The 18,467-nt window shown below is 65.8% G+C and carries 16 protein-coding genes; 8 read left to right on the top strand and 8 right to left on the bottom strand.

All coding sequences use genetic code 11. The features are described 5' to 3' along the window. Positions 1-8: 8 nt before the first annotated feature. Genes LB568_RS04235 through LB568_RS04215 form a run of 5 tightly spaced genes read left to right on the top strand, consistent with a single transcriptional unit; the run spans position 9 to position 4,471 of the window. Positions 9-1,085 carry a Gfo/Idh/MocA family protein gene (locus LB568_RS04235; protein ID WP_224729247.1) on the top strand — a complete coding sequence of 359 codons (1,077 nt, stop codon included), beginning with the start codon at positions 9-11 and terminating at the stop codon, positions 1,083-1,085. Then, positions 1,085-1,903 (top strand): sugar phosphate isomerase/epimerase family protein, encoded by an 819-nt coding sequence (locus LB568_RS04230; RefSeq protein WP_224729246.1) that lies wholly within the window; start codon positions 1,085-1,087, stop codon positions 1,901-1,903. The genes LB568_RS04235 and LB568_RS04230 overlap by 1 nt, the downstream gene beginning before the upstream one ends. Continuing rightward, a complete protein-coding gene (locus tag LB568_RS04225; protein WP_224729240.1) occupies positions 1,903-2,736 on the top strand; it encodes an alpha/beta fold hydrolase in 834 nt (277 codons plus the stop codon). The genes LB568_RS04230 and LB568_RS04225 overlap by 1 nt, the downstream gene beginning before the upstream one ends. Further along, entirely contained in the window at positions 2,733-3,455 is a 723-nt protein-coding gene (locus LB568_RS04220; protein WP_224729239.1) for a ribulose-phosphate 3-epimerase, read from the top strand. Before LB568_RS04225 ends, LB568_RS04220 begins: the two co-directional genes overlap by 4 nt. Beyond that, positions 3,452-4,471 (top strand): ROK family protein, encoded by a 1,020-nt coding sequence (locus LB568_RS04215; RefSeq protein WP_224729238.1) that lies wholly within the window; start codon positions 3,452-3,454, stop codon positions 4,469-4,471. Before LB568_RS04220 ends, LB568_RS04215 begins: the two co-directional genes overlap by 4 nt. A gap of 120 nt (positions 4,472-4,591) precedes the next feature. Here the strand turns inward: LB568_RS04215 and LB568_RS04210 are convergent, their stop codons facing one another. After that, the gene (locus LB568_RS04210; protein WP_224689976.1) at positions 4,592-5,920 is read right to left on the bottom strand and encodes a dicarboxylate/amino acid:cation symporter; all 1,329 of its coding nucleotides are present in this window, start codon (positions 5,918-5,920) and stop codon (positions 4,592-4,594) included. A gap of 242 nt (positions 5,921-6,162) precedes the next feature. Here LB568_RS04210 and LB568_RS04205 point away from each other — a divergent pair, with 242 nt between their 5' ends. From LB568_RS04205 to LB568_RS04195, 3 genes are read left to right on the top strand one after another with little or no spacing between them, the layout of a single operon-like run. Beyond that, the gene (locus LB568_RS04205; protein WP_224729236.1) at positions 6,163-8,064 is read left to right on the top strand and encodes a sensor histidine kinase; all 1,902 of its coding nucleotides are present in this window, start codon (positions 6,163-6,165) and stop codon (positions 8,062-8,064) included. Next, positions 8,061-9,452 carry a sigma-54-dependent transcriptional regulator gene (locus tag LB568_RS04200; protein WP_224729234.1) on the top strand — a complete coding sequence of 464 codons (1,392 nt, stop codon included), beginning with the start codon at positions 8,061-8,063 and terminating at the stop codon, positions 9,450-9,452. The genes LB568_RS04205 and LB568_RS04200 overlap by 4 nt, the downstream gene beginning before the upstream one ends. 54 nt (positions 9,453-9,506) lie before the next feature. Continuing rightward, on the top strand, positions 9,507-9,929 hold the full coding sequence (locus LB568_RS04195) for a GNAT family N-acetyltransferase (protein WP_224729232.1): 423 nt from the start codon (positions 9,507-9,509) through the stop codon (positions 9,927-9,929). Here the strand turns inward: LB568_RS04195 and LB568_RS04190 are convergent. The 7 genes from LB568_RS04190 to murQ all read right to left on the bottom strand — a co-directional run bounded on the left by LB568_RS04190 (position 9,926) and on the right by murQ (position 18,464). Next, positions 9,926-11,041: an anhydro-N-acetylmuramic acid kinase gene (locus tag LB568_RS04190; protein WP_224729231.1), complete on the bottom strand. Its 1,116-nt coding sequence runs from the start codon at positions 11,039-11,041 to the stop codon at positions 9,926-9,928. The two genes, LB568_RS04195 and LB568_RS04190, sit on opposite strands and share 4 nt — an antisense overlap. A gap of 10 nt (positions 11,042-11,051) precedes the next feature. Continuing rightward, positions 11,052-12,050 carry a serine hydrolase domain-containing protein gene (locus LB568_RS04185; protein ID WP_224729230.1) on the bottom strand — a complete coding sequence of 333 codons (999 nt, stop codon included), beginning with the start codon at positions 12,048-12,050 and terminating at the stop codon, positions 11,052-11,054. 220 nt (positions 12,051-12,270) lie between these two features. Then, on the bottom strand, positions 12,271-14,019 hold the full coding sequence (locus LB568_RS04180) for an ABC transporter ATP-binding protein (RefSeq protein ID WP_224729228.1): 1,749 nt from the start codon (positions 14,017-14,019) through the stop codon (positions 12,271-12,273). After that, positions 14,016-14,855 (bottom strand): ABC transporter permease, encoded by an 840-nt coding sequence (locus LB568_RS04175; RefSeq protein ID WP_224729226.1) that lies wholly within the window; start codon positions 14,853-14,855, stop codon positions 14,016-14,018. Before LB568_RS04175 ends, LB568_RS04180 begins: the two co-directional genes overlap by 4 nt. After that, on the bottom strand, positions 14,855-15,814 hold the full coding sequence (locus LB568_RS04170) for an ABC transporter permease (RefSeq protein ID WP_224729225.1): 960 nt from the start codon (positions 15,812-15,814) through the stop codon (positions 14,855-14,857). Before LB568_RS04170 ends, LB568_RS04175 begins: the two co-directional genes overlap by 1 nt. A gap of 87 nt (positions 15,815-15,901) precedes the next feature. Then, positions 15,902-17,419 carry an ABC transporter substrate-binding protein gene (locus LB568_RS04165; RefSeq protein WP_224729224.1) on the bottom strand — a complete coding sequence of 506 codons (1,518 nt, stop codon included), beginning with the start codon at positions 17,417-17,419 and terminating at the stop codon, positions 15,902-15,904. A gap of 121 nt (positions 17,420-17,540) precedes the next feature. Further along, positions 17,541-18,464, bottom strand: a complete 924-nt coding sequence (gene murQ / locus LB568_RS04160) for an N-acetylmuramic acid 6-phosphate etherase (RefSeq protein ID WP_224729222.1) — start codon at positions 18,462-18,464, stop codon at positions 17,541-17,543. Positions 18,465-18,467: the final 3 nt, after the last annotated feature.

Here is an 18,467-nt window from a genome sequence, read left to right as displayed (position 1 = left end):
ACGAGACGATGATCAAGAAACAAGACAGACGCCTCAGGGTTGGTGTGCTCGGCTGCGGGCCCATCGCGCAGTTCGCGCATCTGCAATCCTGCGTGAAGGCCGGGAACGCCGACCTTTACGCCATCTGCGACGCGGCCCCCGATCTGCTCGCCCGCATGGGCGCCACCTACGAGCCGCAAAAGATCTACGCCGACTACGACGCCATGCTCGCCGATCCCGAACTGGAAGCGGTGATCGTCGCCACCTCGGACGCCTATCACGTGCCGATGTCGATCAAGGCGCTCGACGCCGGCAAGCATGTTCTCTGCGAAAAGCCGATCGGTACCTCGGTCGAGGAAGGCGAGGCGCTGGCGCAGGCGGTCAGGCGCTCGGGCAAGGTGCTGCAGGTCGGGCACATGAAGCGCTTCGACCCGGCGCTGGAGGCCGCGCGCGACTTCGTCCGCGACGAGATGGGCGAGGTGCTGGCGCTGAAGGCCTGGTACTGCGATTCGACCCATCGCTACACCAACACCGACGCCATTCAGCCGCTGCCGGTCACCAGCAAGCTGGCGAAGAAGCCGGCGGGCAATCCAAAGGCTGATCTCAGGCAATATTTCATGCTGGCGCACGGCTCGCATCTCGTCGATACGGCACGTTTCCTTTGCGGCGAGATCACTGCCGTCCGCGCGCGCCTCAACGAGCGCTTCGGCGCCTATTGCTGGTTCGTCGAAACCGAATTCGCCAGCGGTGCGCTCGGCCATCTCGACCTCACCGTCGCCGTGCGCATGGACTGGCACGAAGGGTTCCAGCTCTATGGCGAGAACGGCTCCGTCATCGCCAAGACATTCAACCCTTGGTACTTCCGGGCCAGCGAGGTCGACATCTTCCATGAGAAGGACGCGACCTCGCGAAAACCGCTTGGCGCCGACGGCCATTTCTTCCGCCGCCAGCTGGAGGGTCTTGCCGACACGGTGCTCAACGGCACACCGATGCGCGGCGCCAATGTCGACGACGGCATTGCCTCGATCCGCGCCATGGTCGCCATTGCCCGCTCGGTGGAAACGGGCGAACGGGTCGAGCTCGCGTCGGTTTCGGGTGCGATCTGATGCATCTCGGCATTTTCGCCAAGACGTTTGCCGGCACCGAGCCGGCCGCCGTGCTAACGGCGGTGCGGCAAGCGGGCTATGAGACGACGCAGTTCAATCTCGCCTGCGCCGGCCTGCCGTCGATGCCCGATGCCGTGCCGGCGGATGCTGTTGCGAACATCCGGGTCGGCGCGCAAACGTCAGGCGTTTCGCTCGCTGCGCTCTCGGGCACCTACAACATGGCGCATCCCGACAAGGCCGTGCGCGACGACGGTCTTCGCCGTCTTGGTGTCGTCATCGAGACGGCGGCGGTCCTCGGCATTCCGCTGGTCACGCTCTGCACCGGCTCGCGCAACGCCGCCGATCAATGGGCCTATCACCCCGACAATGCGACACCGGCCGCCTGGTCCGACATGGCTGTCGAGATGGCGAAGGCGTTGGCGCTGGCCGAGACCGCCGGCGTCGATCTCGGCATCGAGCCCGAGCAGGCCAACATCGTCACCTCGGCCAAGGATGCAACACGGCTGATTGTCGACATGGGATCCAGGCACCTCAAGATCGTGCTCGATCCGGCGAACCTGTTCGAACACGCGAGCCCTGACGAAGCACGTGCCATCGTCGCCGCCGCGATCGATGAGGCGGCGGGCCACATCGCCATGGCGCACGCCAAGGACCGGCATGGTGACGGCCGCTTCGCCACGGCAGGGCAAGGCATCGTCGATTTCCCGGATTTCACCGCGCGTCTGAAGACCGTGGGCTTCGACGGGGCGCTCGTCACTCACGGGCTGTCTGCCGACGAGGCCCCCGGCGTCGCCACCTTCCTGCGCGGGCTGCTTTGATGGGCGCGGCGCCGACGATCATGCTTCGCGATGATGCTGCGCTTCGTGTCTTCGATACGGGGCAGGGCGGGCTTCCCGCTATCTTCCAGCATGGTCTCGGCGGCGATGCCAATCAGGTGGCACAGAATTTTCCTGACCAACCATCATACCGCCGGCTGACCGTCGAATGCCGTGCGCAGGGTGGCTCCGGCGCCGGCAGCAAGCGTCCATTCTCGATAGCGATGTTCGCGGGCGACGTATTGGCTGCCGCCGATGCCGCCGGCCTCGACCGTTTCGTCGCCGGCGGCATCTCGATGGGCGCGGCGATCGCGCTGCAGCTGGCCTCTCGCCACCCCGACCGTGTCGTTGGCTTAGTGCTGGTGCGGCCTGCCTGGGCCTTCGACGCGGCGCCACGGAACATGCGTCCTTACGTCGAAGTTGCGGAACTCATCAACCGGCTTCCATTGACTGAGGCGCGCGACGCCTTCGCAACCTCCGCGACTGCGGCTCGCTTTCGCAGCGAGGCGCCGGATAATCTCGCCTCGCTGCTCGGCTTCTTCGAGCGTGAAAACGCCACCGTCTTCGCCGAGGTGATGCAGGCGATCGCAGCCGACGGGCCCGGCGTCTCGCGGGCTGCCGCTAGCGCGCTTGCCGTCCCGACGCTCGTCATCGGCTGCGGCCTCGATCTCGTCCATTCCTTGGCGACCGCCCGCGAGCTCGCTGAGATCATCCCCAACGCGATCTTCGCCGAAGTGACACCAAAGGCGACCGACAAGGACCGCCATTTCGCTGAGATCCGTGCCGCCATCGGCGGCTTTCTCGACATGAATTTCAACAACCAGGACCCATCATGATCTCGAAACCACTCTCTGGCCCGGCCGCCATCGCCGCATTGCCGCGCGACCGCATGATCGCCGAATTCTCATCGTGGTCCGCCGACCTCGCCAATATCGAGAGCGATCTCAGGCGGATCGAGCCCTATGTCGACCTTCACCACGTCGATGTGGCGGATGGTCATTTCGCGCCATCCTTCCTGTTCTTTCCCGATCTGGTTTCCCGCATCGCCAAGCTGACGGCGAAACCCATCCATGTCCATCTGATGGTCGATGCCGGTATCGTCGAGGCGCAGACACGGCAGTTCATCGAGGCCGGCGCCGACATGATCAGCGTCCACGCCGAAAACGGCGAGGCGGGATTGCGCGCCGTGCGGTTGGCCCGTGAACTCGGTGCCGAAGCCGGCGTCGTGCTCAGGCTGGAGACACCGGTCGAGGCGGTGACGCCATTCGTCTCCGAGGTCGCCTTCGTCACGCTGCTCGGCACCGCTATCGGGGTCAAGGGTCAGGGCCTGTCTGAGAAAGCCTGCGACCGGCTGCGCGCTGCCCGTGCCATCCTGGCAGAGGCCGGCCGTGAGGCGGCCGTGGTTCTTGCCGCCGACGGTGGCATTCGCCACGAGACCGTGCCGCTGTTGCGCGCCGCGGGCGCCGAGACCGTGGTTCTGGGTTCGCTCGCCTTTGGTGACAAGGATCTGGCCGGCCGCATCGGCTGGCTGCATGGGCTGAAGGTTGCCGCATGACCACTGAAGCCGCCCTCGCGATCGATCTTGGCGGCACCGAGCTTCGTGCCGCGCTGGTCGACCGTGACGGCAAGATCCTGGCCTTCTCGGCCGTGCCGACGCAGGCGCAGGCCGGCCCCGACGTGGTGATCGGCCAGATCGAGGCGCTGGCCGCGACCGTTCACGCCGAGGCGCCTGGGCTCGCCATTGTCGGTGTCGGCGTCGGTGCGCCAGGGCCGCTCGATCCGCTGGCCGGCATCGCGGTCGGGCCGCCGACACTCGCCGGCTGGCAGGACGTGCCGCTGGCCGATATCCTCGAGCGCCGGCTCGGCCTGCCGGTGCGGCTCGAGAACGACGCCAACGCGGCAGCGCTCGGCGAATGGCGCTTCGGCGCCGGTCATGGCGCGCGCTCGCTGGTCTTCGTCACCGTTTCGACCGGCATCGGTGGTGGCGTCGTGGTCGACGGCCGCATCCTGCACGGCCGCCGTGGCCTTGCCGCCGAGATCGGCCACATGACCATCACCAATGAGGGCGAACGCTGCGTCTGCGGCGTCGTCGGCTGCTTCGAGGCTATCGCCTCGGGAACTGCGCTTGGCCGCCGCGCCAATGCCGCGACGGCTCCCTGGGACGGCTCGACGCTGCGCCGCCTCTCGGCCAACGCCGAGGTGACGGGCCGCCACGTGGTCGAGGCCGCGCGGCTGCAGGACGACCTCGCTGTGGCCTTGCTCGAGGAGGAGGCGCGCTGGCTCGGCGTCGGCTTCACCAATCTCCTGCATCTCTATTCGCCCGACGTGCTGGTTGTCGGCGGCGGCATCGCCAACGGCCTCGACCTGATGGCGCCCGTCATCGAAGCGACCATCCGGCAGCGTGCCATGCGCGCCTACCGTGACGTGCCGGTTGTCGAGGCCCAGCTCGGGCGCCACGCCGGTCTGGTTGGCGCGGCCAGCCTTGTCCTGTTCGATGATGGCAGCCTGGCGGCGCGCATGCCTGTCGGTCCAAGCACCTATCCGGACATCAGGAGGGACTTCAAGGGCTGAGCTCAAGCTGCGCGGCGCGCTCGCTCCGCATGGCAAAACCGCCTGACGTTGCCAGCGCATGAAAAAATGGCCGGAGGCAGCGATGCCCCCGGCCATTTGCATTGTGATGCACCGTTCGGATTACTCGGCGGGAACGATATCCGCCGGCAGGCTGTCGTCGGCCGTGCCCGCCAGCGCTCTCGCCAGCTTGGCCTCGTCGAGTTCGCCTTCCCAGCGCGCGACCACCAGCGTGGCGACGGCGTTGCCGACGAAGTTGGTCAACGCCCGGCACTCCGACATGAAACGGTCGACGCCAAGGATCAGCGCCATGCCGGCGACCGGCACCGAAGGCACCACCGAAAGCGTCGCGGCCAGCGTGATGAAGCCCGCCCCGGTGATGCCGGCGGCGCCCTTCGAGGAAAGCATCGCCACCAGCAGCAGCAGGATCTGGTCGCCGATCGACAAATGGATGTTCGTCGCCTGGGCGATGAACAGCGCCGCCAGCGTCATGTAGATGTTGGTGCCGTCGAGGTTGAAGGAATAGCCGGTCGGAATGACCAGCCCGACCACCGAGCGCTTGGCGCCGGCCTTTTCCATTTTCTCCATCAGCGAGGGGAGCGCGGCTTCCGAAGAGGAGGTCCCCAGAACCAAAAGCAGCTCTTCCTTGATGTAGCGGATCAAGGACAGGATGGAAAACCCGTTGTAGCGGCAGACGGCACCCAGCACGACGAACACGAACAGCAGCGACGTCGCGTAGAAGGTGCCGACCAGCATGGCGAGATTAATGACCGAGCCGATGCCATATTTGCCGATGGTGAAGGCCATTGCGCCGAACGCGCCGATGGGGGCGGCCTTCATCAGCACGCTGACCAGCTTGAACATCGGCGCCATCAACGCCTGAAGGAAGTTGAGCACCGGCGCGCCGCGGTCGCCAACCAGCGCCAATGCGATGCCGAACAGCACCGAGAAGAACAGCACCTGCAATATGTCGCCATCGGCAAAGGCGCCGACGATCGTGCCGGGAATGATGTTCATCAGGAAGCCGGTGACCGACTGGTCATGCGCCTTGGCGGCATAGGTGTTGACGGTCGAGGCATCGAGCGTCGCCGGATCGATGTTGAAGCCGGCGCCTGGCTGCACGACATTGGCCACGACAAGGCCGATGATCAGCGCCAGCGTCGAGAAGGTGAGGAAATAGAGCATCGCCTTGCCGGCGACGCGCCCGACCTTCTGCAGGTCGCTCATGCCGGCGATGCCGGTCGCCACCGTCAGGAAGATGACCGGGGCGATGATCATCTTGACCAGCTTGATGAAGGCGTCGCCGAGCGGCTTCATACTCTCGCCGATCGACGGATAATAGTGGCCGAGCAGGATGCCGACGGTGATCGCCACCAGAACCTGCACGTAGAGTTGGGCATAGAGGGGCTTGCGCTGCGCGGCAGGCGCGCCCGATTGATCTGCGATGTGCATCGAACTCTCCCTGGCCGGATGGACGGAACCCGCCCTGCGTGACTTCTCCCATCGCGGCGCTCCGGTCGCACGCCGCTGGAGAGAATTTTGCAAGCGCCGTGCCAGATCGCGGAAAGGCCGGAATCCCCGGATTTCGGGCGTTGTTCGCGCCCATTCGGCAAATACCCGTGCGGGTTTCCGCACAGGTGGCGTTTGCCTGGGCGGAATTTCGCATTACACTGGCGGCGAAGACCTGAGGACAAATGGACAAGCCAGCGCCGGAAGCAGGCACCGATAGCGGCAAGGTGGGGACCGTCGGCCGTGACTTGCTGCGCGAGGCGGTGGCCCGGCTACGCGATGGCCGCTGGCTTGTCGTCGTCATTGCCCTTGCGGTTCTGGCCGCCGCGATCGCCATTGCCGGGCGCATCGCCTCCGACCAGGCGGCCGACAATCTGCGCGACACAGCGCTTGCCGCCCTGCCGCTGGCGGCGGGCACGCTGACCGGGGAGATCGAGAAGCAGCGCCTGGTGCCGTTGGTGCTGGCACGTGACGATGCTGTGCGCGGAGCGCTGCGCCGGGCCGGAAAGATGCAGGAAGCGGCGCTCAACGACAAGCTCAAGGCGATCGCCCGCGATGCCTCGGCGTCCGCCATTTATGTCATCGATACGGCCGGCATCGCGATATCGGCCAGCAATGCCGGCGAGCCGGCGAGCTTTGTCGGCATCGACTACAATTTTCGGCACTATTTCCAGGAAGCGATGGCGAAGGGCGCCGCCAGCCAGTATGGCCTTGGCACGGTCAGCGGCAAGCCCGGTCTGTACCTGGCCAGCCGCGTCGACGACGGCGGCAAGCCGCTTGGCGTTGCGGTGCTCAAGGTCGAACTCGACGGCGTCGAAGCCAATTGGCGCTCCAGCGGCTTCCTTGTTTTCGTCACCGACGAACGCGGCGTCGTGCTGGCCACCAGCCAGCCCGAATGGCGCTTTCATGCGCTGGCGCCGCTCTCCACTGACGCCACGGCCGCCGCGCATGAGCAGCTTCAGCTGGCCGATGCGGCCTTCGAACCACTGCCGATACGGCGTGGTGCCGGTGACGGCCTGGCGACGATCGACGGCTCTGGAAAATCGCGCCAGTTCGTCGAAGTGGTGCAGGATCTGCCCGGTGCGGTCCCCGGCTGGCGCCTCTGGCTGCTGACGCCGGCCGATGCCGCCCTCTCGTCCGCCGCCAACACGGCGCGCCTGACGACGCTGCTGGGGCTGTTGCTGACAGGCTTGCTTGTCTACGTGCTCACCCGGCGCCGCCGTACGCGCCGGTTGCGGCAGGAGGCCTTGGCGCGCATGAATGCAGAGCTCGAAAGCCGGGTCAGCACCCGGACGGCCGAGCTGACGCGCTCCAACACGGCACTCGCCGAGGAAATCTCCGAGCGTGAGAGCGCCGAAGCCAAGGTCCGCCGGCTGCGCGACGATCTCGCCCAGGCCAACCGTCTTTCCATCCTCGGCCAGATAGCCGCCGGCGTGGCGCATGAGATCAACCAGCCGGTCGCCGCGATCCGTACCTATGCCGAGAATGCCGGCCGCTTTCTCGAAACCGGCAAAACAGAACCGGCGAGCGGCAATCTGACATTGATCGTCTCGATGACCGAACGCATCGGCGCCATCACCAACACACTGCGCACCTTCGCCCGCCGGCCCGGTGTCGCCGCCTCGCCCTTGCCGGTGCGCGAGGCGATCGACGGCGCGCTGTCGCTTCTGTCGGGCCGTATCCGCGATTCCGGCGTCACCATCGTCAAGCCGCTCGGCAACGCCTCGCCGATGGTCATGGCGAGTCGTATCCGGCTCGAGCAGATCCTGGTCAATTTGTTGCAGAATGCGCTGGACGCAATGAAGGATCGGCCCGATCCCCGCATCGAGATCGAACTCGCCGAGCGGGACGACCGGGTGTTGATTTCGGTGCGCGACAACGGTCCCGGCCTCGGTCCTGAAGCGGCCGGCAATCTGTTCATGCCGTTCCAGACCACCAAGGAGAAGGGGCTTGGGCTGGGGCTGGTGATCTCGCAGGAGATCGCCCAGGAGTTGGGCGGCACGCTGCGGCTCGATCGCGGCAGCGACAGCGGCCCCGGCAATGGCACCGGCGCATCCTTCACCATCGACTTGAGGCGGATCGAATGACGCAGAAACAAGGGTTGGTGGCGCTCGTCGACGACGATGCCGACCTGCTTCACGCCACCACGCAATTGCTCGATCTTGCCGGCTTCACGGTGGTCGCGCTCAAGGCGGCCGAGGCGGCGCTTGCTGTCGTCGACCGGGATTTCGACGGCGTGGTCGTCAGCGACATCCGCATGCCCGGCATGAACGGGCTGCAACTGTTCGATCGCATCAAGGCGATCGATCCCGACATACCGGTGATCCTGGTCACCGGGCATGGCGACGTCGATCTTGCGGTGGCCGCGCTCAAGGACGGTGTCTACGATTTCATCCCGAAGCCCTATGCCGGCGATCGTCTCGTCGAGGCGCTGAGACGAGCCTCGGAGAAGCGGCGGCTGGTGATCGAGAACCGTCGGCTGCGCGAAGCCGCGGCCCAGGCAGCCGACGGCCTGCCGCTGATCGGCGAAGCGCCAGCCATCAGCCGGCTGCGCGAAACCTTGCGCCAGATCGCCGACATGGATGTCGACGTGTTGGTGGAAGGGGAGACCGGAACCGGCAAGGAGGTGGTGGCGGACCTGTTGCACCGGTGGGGCCGGCGGCGCGCAAAACCCTTCGTGGCGCTGAACTGCGGTGCGCTTCCGGAGACCGTCATAGAAAGCGAGCTGTTCGGCCACGAGGCGGGCGCCTTCACCGGCGCGCAGCGGCGGCGCATCGGCCGTATCGAGCATTCCAGCGGCGGCACGCTGTTCCTCGACGAGATCGAATCCATGCCGCCGGCCCTGCAGGTCAAGCTGCTGCGGGTGCTCGAAACGCGCAGCCTCACCCCGCTCGGCTCGAATGATGTCCGGCGCATCGATTTGAGGGTCGTCGCGGCTACCAAGGTCGATCTCGCCCGGCCGGACCAGCGCGGCGATTTTCGCGAGGATCTCTATTTTCGCCTCAACGTGGTGACGCTGCGCATCCCGCCGCTGCGCGAGCGGCGCGGCGACATCCCGATGCTGTTCGGTCATTTCCTCGGCAAGGCCGCCGAACGGTTCGGCCGGCCGGTCGCCAGGGTGAATGCCGCGGTGAGCGATCATCTCCAGTCGCATGCCTGGCCCGGCAATGTCCGCGAACTCGCCCATTTCGCCGATCGCGTCGCGCTCGGTCTAGGCCCGGACGATGAGGCGAGGGCGGCTTCTCCGAGATCGCCGGAGCCGGCGGCCCCGTTGCCCGAACGCGTCGGCCACTACGAGGCGCAGCTCATCCGCGAAGCCCTGCGCGATCATGGCGGTGACGTGCGCGGCGCCATCGACGCGCTCGGCGTGCCGCGCAAGACTTTCTACGACAAGCTCAAGCGCTATGGCATCGCCGCGTCGGACTTCCGCAACGGCGGCGACCCGGATCAACACTCGGTTCGTGCACAGACGTAAATATTGCCCCGCCCTGGTAACGCTTCCTACCCAACGCCGCATTCGGACAGAGCCATGAACACGACACTTGAAACAACGGCCAAGCCCTTGCCGGAAGAACTCGCCTTTCTCGGCGAGCGCCTGGCTGCGTTCAACGACGGCGATGTCGGGGCTTCCGAAAGGAAAGCCCTGGCGGTGTTCGTGCGCGACGAGGACGGCGCGGTCGTCGCCGGCATCTCGGGCTACACGGCCTGGGGCTGGCTTTACGTGCAGTGGCTGTGGGTCGACGAAAGGCTGCGCGGCCAACATATGGCGGGCCAGATGCTGGACGCGGCCGAACAGGAAGCCGTTGCACGCGGCTGCAGGAACGCCTGGATCGATACCTTCAATCCGAACGCCGCCAAGGTTTATCAGCGCCAGGGCTACCAGCCCTTCGGAACGCTGGCCGATTTCCCGGTCGGCCGCAGCCGCATCTTCCTGCAGAAGAAACTGGCTTAACCGGCGAGCTTTCCGCCGCGCATCGGTTGCGGCGCGCCGGTGGTGCTCGGAAAACTGATCGGCAGGCCGCGCAGCACGCGCACCGCCAGGAAGGCGAAACACTCGGCCTCGACGGCGTCGCCGCTCCATCCCAGGCTTTCCGCTTGCACCACCTCGACGCCGGCGCGGCTGGCCAGCATCGCCATCATCGTCGGGTTGTGACGGCCGCCGCCGCTGACCACCAGCCTTTTCGGACGGCTCGGCAAAAGGTCGAGCGCCTTGCCGACGGCCGCCGCAGTGAAGGCGGTGAGCAGGGCTGCGCCGTCCTCGGCGTCCAGCCCGTCCGCCATCGCGGCGCCGAAGTCGAAACGGTCCAGCGATTTTGGATAGGGCTTGGTCAGATAAGGATGCTCCAGCAGCTTGGCGAGCCGGGCCTCGTCGACCTTGCCAGCACGGCCGAGCGCGCCGTCGCGGTCCATTTCGCCGAGCCCCTTCGACTTGATGAAATCGTTGAGCGGCGCGTTGGCGGGGCCGGTGTCGAAGGCGACGACATTGTCGGCGCCGTCCCACCAGGTGATGTTGGCGACGCCGCCGAGGTTGAGCACGGCCACCTCGCCGCTGGCGCCGGCGCTGCGCATCAGCGCGGTGTGATAGGCGGCGGCAAGGGGCGCGCCTTGCCCGCCGGCGCGCATGTCGGCCGAGCGGAAATCATAGGCAACCTTGGTGCCCAGCAAGGCGTGCATGAGTTCGCCGTCGCCCAGCTGCCGGGTCTGGCCGAGCCTTCCGGCCTGGGGCGCGCGATGCAGCACCGTCTGGCCGTGGAAGCCGACGACGCCGATATCGGCCATCGTCATGCCATAGCCTTCGACCAATTCCTTGACAGCCGCCGACTGGGCGCGCGTCAGCGCTTCCTCGGCCTCGCGGAAGATCGCCGGTTCCGGTCCGACAAAATTCCAGGCCCGCGCCGCCGTCAGCGTCTCTTCCAGCAGGGCGCGGATCGAGGCGGGATAGGGCATCAGCCGGTAGGTGCCGAAATCGTCGATGCGCTCGCCATCGGTCTTGATCAGCGCGACGTCGATGTTGCCGTCAAGCACGGTGCCGGTCATCAGGCCGACGGCCCAGATTGGTTCCATGGTCGCTTCCTTAGTCGCTGTTGATGAGATCGCCGACCGCTTGCCGAAGCGCAACGATTCCACTGTCGAAATGACGTGTCGGATGGATCCGGTTGGTGAGCAAGGTCCAGGCCTTGCCCTCGTCGAAATCGATCCACAGTCCCGTGCCGGTGAAGCCGGTATGGCCGATGGTCCCCGGGCTGCACGAGGCGCCGCCGGACCAGCCCTCATAGGGGCGTTCCCAGCCATGCGTGCGGGTGGCTGACAAGGGTGCGCGCATCAACGTGGTCGAAGGTTCGGAAGCGCCGGTCAGCAGCCCTTGCGCGAAATCGAGTATCGACGCCGCCGTTCCAAACAGGCCGGCATGCCCCGCGCCCTGCAGCGCCGAGCAATTGTCGTCGTGCACCTCGCCGGAGAGCATGCGATGACGCCAGGTGCAGTCCTCCGTCGCCGCTGACGCATCGGGTTCCGCGGACCAGGCAAATCCCGGGCCGGGATCCATGTCGCGGATGGTCTTGCCCGACAGCCGCTCGAGCGCGAAGCCGAGCAGGATGAAATTGATGTCCGAATAAACAGGATCACGAGCCCGCCATTCGCGCTGCAGGATGAAGGCGCGCAGCAGCTCCGGATCGCGTCCGTAAGTGTAGATCGGCTCGACCGCCGGAAACGGCGTCTGGTGGCCGAGGCACTGGCGAAACGTCACCTTCCGCTCCCAGGCCGTCGCGTCATACTGGCGAAGATCCGGCAAGATAGAGACCAGCGGCGCATCGAGGTCGATCACGCCGTCTTCCGCCAGCGCCAGGATGCGCGGCGTGGTGAAGATGATTTTGGTGAGTGATGCCAGGTCGAACCATGTTTCGACGGTCATCGGTCGCTGCTTCGGCACGAGCTGCGCGGCGCCGATTGCCCTGGTGATGCGGTGGCCATTTTTGTCGACGATGCCGAGCACGCCGCCGGGGATGCGACCCTCCGCTACTGCCGCTTCCAGTGGTTGGAATGCTCGGTCGAAGAGTAGGGCGAGGGGGCTCAATGCTGGCCTCCTGAAAGGCCGCGATCCGTCACACCCCCCTCTGTCCTGCCGGACATCTCCCCCGCAAGGGGGGAGATTGGCAGCTTTGATGTTGCGCCAACCTTCCAACGTTGAAGATTGGCGAAAGCCCATGCGACATCCAATCTCCCCCCTTGCGGGGGAGATGCCCGGCAGGGCAGAGGGGGGTGCTGTCCCGCCAACCTGAGATATCCGAGGGTCATCACCCTTCCACCCTCGCTCGATGATCCCCGCCAAATTCCTCCCACCGCGCCGGCGCCGGTTCGAACCCCTGCGGGCGCACCAGCGAGGGTACCTGGCGCGTATCGATCTCGAAATGCTCGCGCCGCCGCTCGATGGTCGGAACGGCGGCGATGAGCTTTTTCGTATAGGAATGCCGCGGCTTCGACAGCACCGAGGTCGCGTCGCCGATCTCGACGATCTGGCCGGCATAGATGACGGCGATGCGGTGGGCGATCCGCTCGACGACAGCCATGTCGTGCGAGATGAACAGATAGGCGAGCCCGAACTCGCGCTGCAGGTCGACCAGCAGCTCCAGCACCTTGGCCTGCACCGAAACGTCCAGCGCCGACACCGCTTCGTCGAGAACGACGACGGATGGGTTGAGCATCAGCGCGCGTGCTATGCACAGCCTTTGCCGCTGGCCGCCGGAGAATTCATGCGGATAGCGCCCCAGGCTGTTTTTTGGCAGGCCGACGCGTTCCAGCAGGTTCGCCATCCTGGTTCGGGCTTCGGCATTCGCGCGGCCGCTGGTGGCGATCACCGGCTCGGCCAGGATACTCTCGATGGTCAGCCTTGGGTTGAGCGAAGCGTAGGGGTTCTGGAACACCATCTGCACGGGCTTGGCGCTGTGCTCGGCCGAGGGCATTTGGGCGCGAACTGAGAAGCTGCCACGCGTGGAACGTACCAGCCCAAGGACCGCCTTTGCCGTGGTCGACTTGCCCGAGCCGCTCTCGCCGACAATCGCCAGCGTCTCGCCCGGCATCAGGTCGAAGTCGACGCCGTCGACGGCATGCACCGCGCCGGTGGCGCGGCTGAAGAAATTGCTCTTGAGCGGAAACCGCACGACGAGACCGTCGACCCTCAGGGCCGGTTCTGCGCTTGCATCCTCCTTGCGCCGTCCGTCCGCGCGTGTCGCCCTGCCGTTGGTGAAATGCGGCACGTCCTGCAGCAGATGCTGCGTGTAGGGATGCTGCGGCGTGTCGAGGATCTGGTTCAGCTCGCCCTGTTCGACGGCCTGTCCGTTCTGCATCACCATCACCTTGTCGGCAATGCCGGCAACCAGGCCGATGTCGTGGGTGATGAAGATCATCGACATGCCGGTCTCGCGCTTCAGCTCGGCCAGCAGCGCCATGATCTGCGCCTGCACGGTGACATCGAGCGCGGTCGTCGGCTCGTCGGCAATCAGCAGGCGCGGATTGCAGGCCAGCGCGATGGCGATCATCACCCGCTGCAGCATGCCGCCGGACAGCTGGTTGGGCGTGTATTTCAGCCGCCGTGCCGCATCGGGAATGCGCACCCGGTCGAGCGCGTCCCTGGCCGCGGCCGTGGCTTGCCGGCCGGTCAGGCCGCGGTGCAGGCGAAACGATTCCTCGATCTGCGAACCGATGGTCAGCACCGGATTGAGCGAGGTCATCGGCTCCTGGAAGATCATGCCGATCTCGGCGCCGCGAATGCGGGTCAGCTGCGGCTCGGTGGCGCCCATCAGGTTGAAGAGGCTGCCGCCGGCGCGCTTCAGCGTCATGCTGCCGCCAGTGATGCGGCCGCCGCCGAAATCGATGAGCCGGTTGATCGACAGCGCGGTGACGGATTTACCCGAGCCGCTTTCCCCGACAATGGCCAGCGTCTCGCCATCGGCGAGATCGAAGCTGACGCCGCGCACCACTTCATTGGCTTGCGGGTTGCGGCCGAAGCCGACGCGCAGGTCCGATACCGACAGCAAGAGGCTCATGCCGGCGCCCTCCGCATCTTCGGGTCGAGGATGTCGCGCAGCGCGTCGCCAAGCAGGTTGAAGCCGAGGATGCTGATCATGATGGTCAGGCCGGGGAAGATCATCAGCCAGGGCGCGGTTTCCATCAGGTTGCGGCTGTCGCTCAGCATCAGGCCGAGCGACGCGGCCGGGGGCTGCGTGCCGAGGCCGAGAAAGCTCAAACCGGCTTCCGTCAGCAATGCCCAGGCCAGCGCCAGCGTCACCTGCACGGTCAACGGCGCCACCAGGTTGAGCAAAAGGTGCCGCGTCACAATGTAGAACGAACTGCTGCCGAAGGTGCGCGCGGCGTCGACGAATTCGCGTGCCTTGAGCGACAGAGCAGGGCCGCGCACCACGCGCGTGAAGATCGGCGTGTAGACGATGCCGATGGCAACGACACTGGTCCAGGTGCCCGGCCCGGCAACGGTGACGATGAGCAGCGCCAGCAGGATCGCCGGAAAGGCCAGCAGCACATCCATGATCCGCATCACCACGCCGTCCCAGCGGCGGCCGAGCCAGGCGGCGGCCAGTCCGAGCACCGTACCGGCAAGGGTGGCGAAGGCGACCGAGAAGAAGGCGACCGTGAAGGACTGGCCAATGCCGGCCATCAGCCGGCTGGCCACGTCGCGGCCGAACAGATCGGTGCCCATCCAGTAGGCGGCGCCCGGCGCATGCAGCCGGTCGACGCGGAACTGCGTGATCGGGTTGTGCGGCGTCAGCCCGAGCAGGCCGAGGATAGCGAGCACAAGATAGACGCAGACGATGACGCCGCCGATGCGGCCGCTGCCGTGCCCGAAAATGGCGCGCGCGATGCGCATCATTGCTCTCCCAGCCGGATGCGCGGATCGAGCCCGACATAGGCGAGATCGACCAGGAGATTGACGATCATGAAGTTGAAGGCGATGAACAGCACGGCTCCCTGCACCAGCGCGTAGTCGCGCTGCAGGATCGCGTCGAGCACCATGCGGCCGAGGCCCGGCAGGGCGTAGATCTGCTCGACAATGACGGCGCCGCCTAGCAGGTAGCCGAATTCGATGCCACTTAGCGTCACCACCGGGATCAGCGCGTTGGGCAGCGCATGCCGCCAGATGACGCTGCGCGCCGATGCGCCCTTGCTGCGGGCAGTGCGCACATAGTCGTCGCTCAACACGTCGAGCATGGCCGAACGCGCGATGCGGGTGACCGACGCCGCGAAGGCGAAGCCGAGCGTGATGGCGGGCAGGATCAGCTGGCTGAGATTGCGCAGCGGATCCTGCCAGAGCGGCGCGAATTCGCCCATCGCTGGCAGCACGCCGAAGCCGGCCGATAGCGTATAGATGATCAGCAGGCCAAGCACGAAGCTCGGCGTCGACTGGCCGATCATGGCGACGATGCGCACCCCGAGATCGGACGGCTTTTCACTATGCGTGGCGGCGTAGATGCCCGCCGGCATGCCGGCCGCCAAGGCAATGATCATCGACAGCACGGCCAGTTCGAGTGTCAGCGGAAAGCGCTCGAGGATGACGTCGAGCACCGGCCTGCCATAGGTGACGGAGATGCCGAAATTGCCATGCAGGATGCCGCCTATCCAGCGCCAGTACTGGACGAACCAGGGCTGGTCGATGCCGAAATAGGCGGCGAGCGAATCCCGTTGCGCCGGCGTCAGCAGGCCAGCCTCGGTGCCCAGCATCGCCGTGATCGAATCGCCCGGCACCATCCGGATCGCGACGAAGACCAGGATGGACACGCCAAGCAGGACGAGAGGAAACGTCGCCAGTCGCCGCATCAGATAGTTCACGCGAAGGATACCTCTCGTCTAGAGCATGATGCCGAAAAGTGTGAAGCGGTTTTCGGCATCATGCTCTATCTACTGATCTGGAGGCGGCTACTGCTGGATGGTAACCTTGCTCAGGCTGAACAGTGTGCCCGTCGGGGTCGGCACGAAGCCGGAGACGGTCTTCTGCTGGGCCGTGTAGCTGTAGGACGTGTAGAGCCAGATCCACGGCGACATCTCGGCAAGGTGCTTCTCGAACGCGGCGAAGATCGCCTTGCGTTTGGCCGGATCGGTCTCGGCGCGGCCCTGCTGCATCTGGCTGTCCAGAGTGTCGTCGATGTAGTTCGCCACCTTCTGTAGATTGCCTGCCTTGGTCCAGTAGCGGTTGTACATCGTATAGGGGTCGGCGCGTCCGCCATTGAGCGCGACCGCCATGTCGAAATCGCCCTTCAGCCAGGCGTCGACATAGACGTTGAGCTCCATCATCTTGATGTCGAGCTTGACGCCGATTTCGGCGAGCTGCGACTGGATGACCTGGGCTTCCGCCGCCGCCGTCGGCGGCTCGCCGGTGGCGCCGATCACGGTCGCCGAAAAGCCATCGGCAAAGCCGGCCTCTTCCATCAGCTTCTTGGCCTTCTCGACGTCGCGCTTGTAGCAGAACAACTGGCTTGGATCGGTCGCGAGCGCGGGAATGGTCAGCGGGCCGGAGACCTTGCCTTCGCCGAGCGCGGCGGTGTCCAGCACCTCCTGCCGGTCGATGGCACAGGAGATCGCCTGGCGCACCTTGAGCTCGGTCATCGGCTTGCGCGACGGATTGAGCTGCAGCACGTTATAGGCGAGCACCGGCGCGCGGTTGAGCTGCAGGCTGGCCTCCTTCGGCACCAGCGTGGCGACCAGCGGGTCGTTGAGCAGCGCGAAATCGATCTGCTTGCTGCGCATGGCGGCCAGGATCGCTGCTTCGTCGGGCAGCACACTGATCTCGATGCCGTCGACGCCGGTCGAACCGCCCGCCCAGTCCTTGTTGGCGCTCAAGACTTCCTTGGCGTTGGGGTCCCATTTGTCGAGCTTGAACGGACCGGAGCCGAGCGCCTTGGTGCCGACAGAGCCGGCCTTGATCTCGCTGGCCGGGACGATGGCCGCGTTGACGTCGCTCATCGCCGTCAGGATCGGCGCGTCGGGTTGCGACAGATGGAACACGACGGTCGCCGCGTCGGGCGTGTCGATGCTGGCGATCGACAGGAAATTGGCGCGGGCGGCCGCCCCCGTCTTCTCGTCGAGGATGCGCTCGAACGATGCCTTGACGTCGGCCGAGGTGACGGCCGTGCCGTCCTGGAATTTCGCCTTGGGGTCGAGTTTGAACGTCAGTTCCTTGCCGTCTTGCGAAAACTGCCAGGACGTGGCGATGGCGGGGATGATCTGCAGGCTGGCATCGACCCGCACCAGCGGCTCATAAATCAGTTCCAGCAGCCGCAGCGACGAAAAGGCCGTCTGCTTGTGCGGATCAAGCCCGGTGGCGTCCTGCGACCAGGCCATGTGCAGCGTTGCCGCCTGGGCCGAGGCCGCAGCCACGCCGAGCATCGCCGCAACTGTGATTCCCGACAGCAGGGTTCTCGTGAAATGCCTTGTCATTTTCGTCTCCCATTATGATTTGCCTTGATGCCTTGCAGTTTCTGCCGCCGCTTCCAGACACACATGCTTCGGAGTATCGGCCCAGTCTACGCGGCTTCGCGCCGTCTTGTCTAAAGCGGCTTCATGCCTTCCCGTCGCTGATTGCCTTGCGCAGGAATCCTCCAGCCTTGCCGAGCGCCGTCCGCGCCTCCTCGACGCCCATGCCGGTGATCGTCACCAGGATCGCCAGCTTCACGTCATTGCCGGTCTGGGTGAGCGCCTGCCTGGCCTGCTGCGCCGGGCAGCCGGTCGTCTGCATGACGATCCTGATCGCCCTCGCCACCAGTTTCCTGTTGGACGGGTTGAGGTCGACCATCAGATTCTCATAGCTCTTGCCGATGCGGATCATCGAGGCCGTGGTCAGCATGTTGAGCACCAGCTTCTGCGCAGTTCCGGATTTCAGCCGGGTCGAGCCTGTCAGCACCTCCGGGCCGACGACAGGCGAGATCGCTATGTCGGCGATGCCGGCAATGGTCGATGCCGGATTGCAGGACAGGGCCACCGTGGTTGAGCCCACCTGCCTGGCATAGGTCAGCCCGCCGACGACGTAGGGCGTGCGCCCGCTGACCGCGATCCCGACCACCACATCGTGCGGGGTGAGTCCGATCTCCCGCAAGGCCTTGGCGCCCATTTTCGGGTCATCCTCGGCGCCTTCCAATGATCGCACCAGGGCGTCGAGGCCGCCGGCGATCAGACCGACGACCATGCCTTCGGGCACGCCGAAGGTGGGCGGGCATTCGGAGGCGTCGAGAACGCCAAGGCGCCCGCTGGTGCCGGCGCCCAAATAGATCAGGCGTGCGCCTTTCTGGAAGGCGAGCACGATACAATCGACCGCAGCGGCGATTTCCGGCAGCACCTTTTCGACAGCCGCCGGCACAACCTTGTCCTCGTCATTGATCTTGCGCAGCACGTCGATGGTCGGCAGCAGGTCGATATCGACAGTCCGAGGGTTTCGGCCTTCGGAAACAAGCCGGTCCAGCTCAGACATCAACGCTTGCTCGGTCATCCC

Origin of the sequence: Mesorhizobium sp. B263B2A (genome assembly GCF_020165775.1) — a bacterium.
GTDB lineage: Bacteria > Pseudomonadota > Alphaproteobacteria > Rhizobiales > Rhizobiaceae > Mesorhizobium > Mesorhizobium opportunistum.
This window is presented reverse-complemented; position numbering and strand designations above follow the sequence as displayed.

Excerpts from the sequence above, each read along its gene's own strand:
- LB568_RS04235 (WP_224729247.1), top strand. The coding sequence starts at position 9 with ATGATCAAGAAACAAGACAGACGCCTCAGGGTTGGTGTGCTCGGCTGC.
- LB568_RS04215 (WP_224729238.1), top strand. The coding sequence starts at position 3,452 with ATGACCACTGAAGCCGCCCTCGCGATCGATCTTGGCGGCACCGAGCTT.
- LB568_RS04195 (WP_224729232.1), top strand. The coding sequence starts at position 9,507 with ATGAACACGACACTTGAAACAACGGCCAAGCCCTTGCCGGAAGAACTC.
- LB568_RS04200 (WP_224729234.1), top strand. The coding sequence starts at position 8,061 with ATGACGCAGAAACAAGGGTTGGTGGCGCTCGTCGACGACGATGCCGAC.
- LB568_RS04165 (WP_224729224.1), bottom strand. The coding sequence starts at position 17,419 with ATGACAAGGCATTTCACGAGAACCCTGCTGTCGGGAATCACAGTTGCG.
- LB568_RS04220 (WP_224729239.1), top strand. The coding sequence starts at position 2,733 with ATGATCTCGAAACCACTCTCTGGCCCGGCCGCCATCGCCGCATTGCCG.
- LB568_RS04225 (WP_224729240.1), top strand. The coding sequence starts at position 1,903 with ATGGGCGCGGCGCCGACGATCATGCTTCGCGATGATGCTGCGCTTCGT.
- LB568_RS04210 (WP_224689976.1), bottom strand. The coding sequence starts at position 5,920 with ATGCACATCGCAGATCAATCGGGCGCGCCTGCCGCGCAGCGCAAGCCC.
- murQ (WP_224729222.1), bottom strand. The coding sequence starts at position 18,464 with ATGACCGAGCAAGCGTTGATGTCTGAGCTGGACCGGCTTGTTTCCGAA.
- LB568_RS04230 (WP_224729246.1), top strand. The coding sequence starts at position 1,085 with ATGCATCTCGGCATTTTCGCCAAGACGTTTGCCGGCACCGAGCCGGCC.
- LB568_RS04190 (WP_224729231.1), bottom strand. The coding sequence starts at position 11,041 with ATGGAACCAATCTGGGCCGTCGGCCTGATGACCGGCACCGTGCTTGAC.
- LB568_RS04180 (WP_224729228.1), bottom strand. The coding sequence starts at position 14,019 with ATGAGCCTCTTGCTGTCGGTATCGGACCTGCGCGTCGGCTTCGGCCGC.
- LB568_RS04205 (WP_224729236.1), top strand. The coding sequence starts at position 6,163 with ATGGACAAGCCAGCGCCGGAAGCAGGCACCGATAGCGGCAAGGTGGGG.
- LB568_RS04175 (WP_224729226.1), bottom strand. The coding sequence starts at position 14,855 with ATGCGCATCGCGCGCGCCATTTTCGGGCACGGCAGCGGCCGCATCGGC.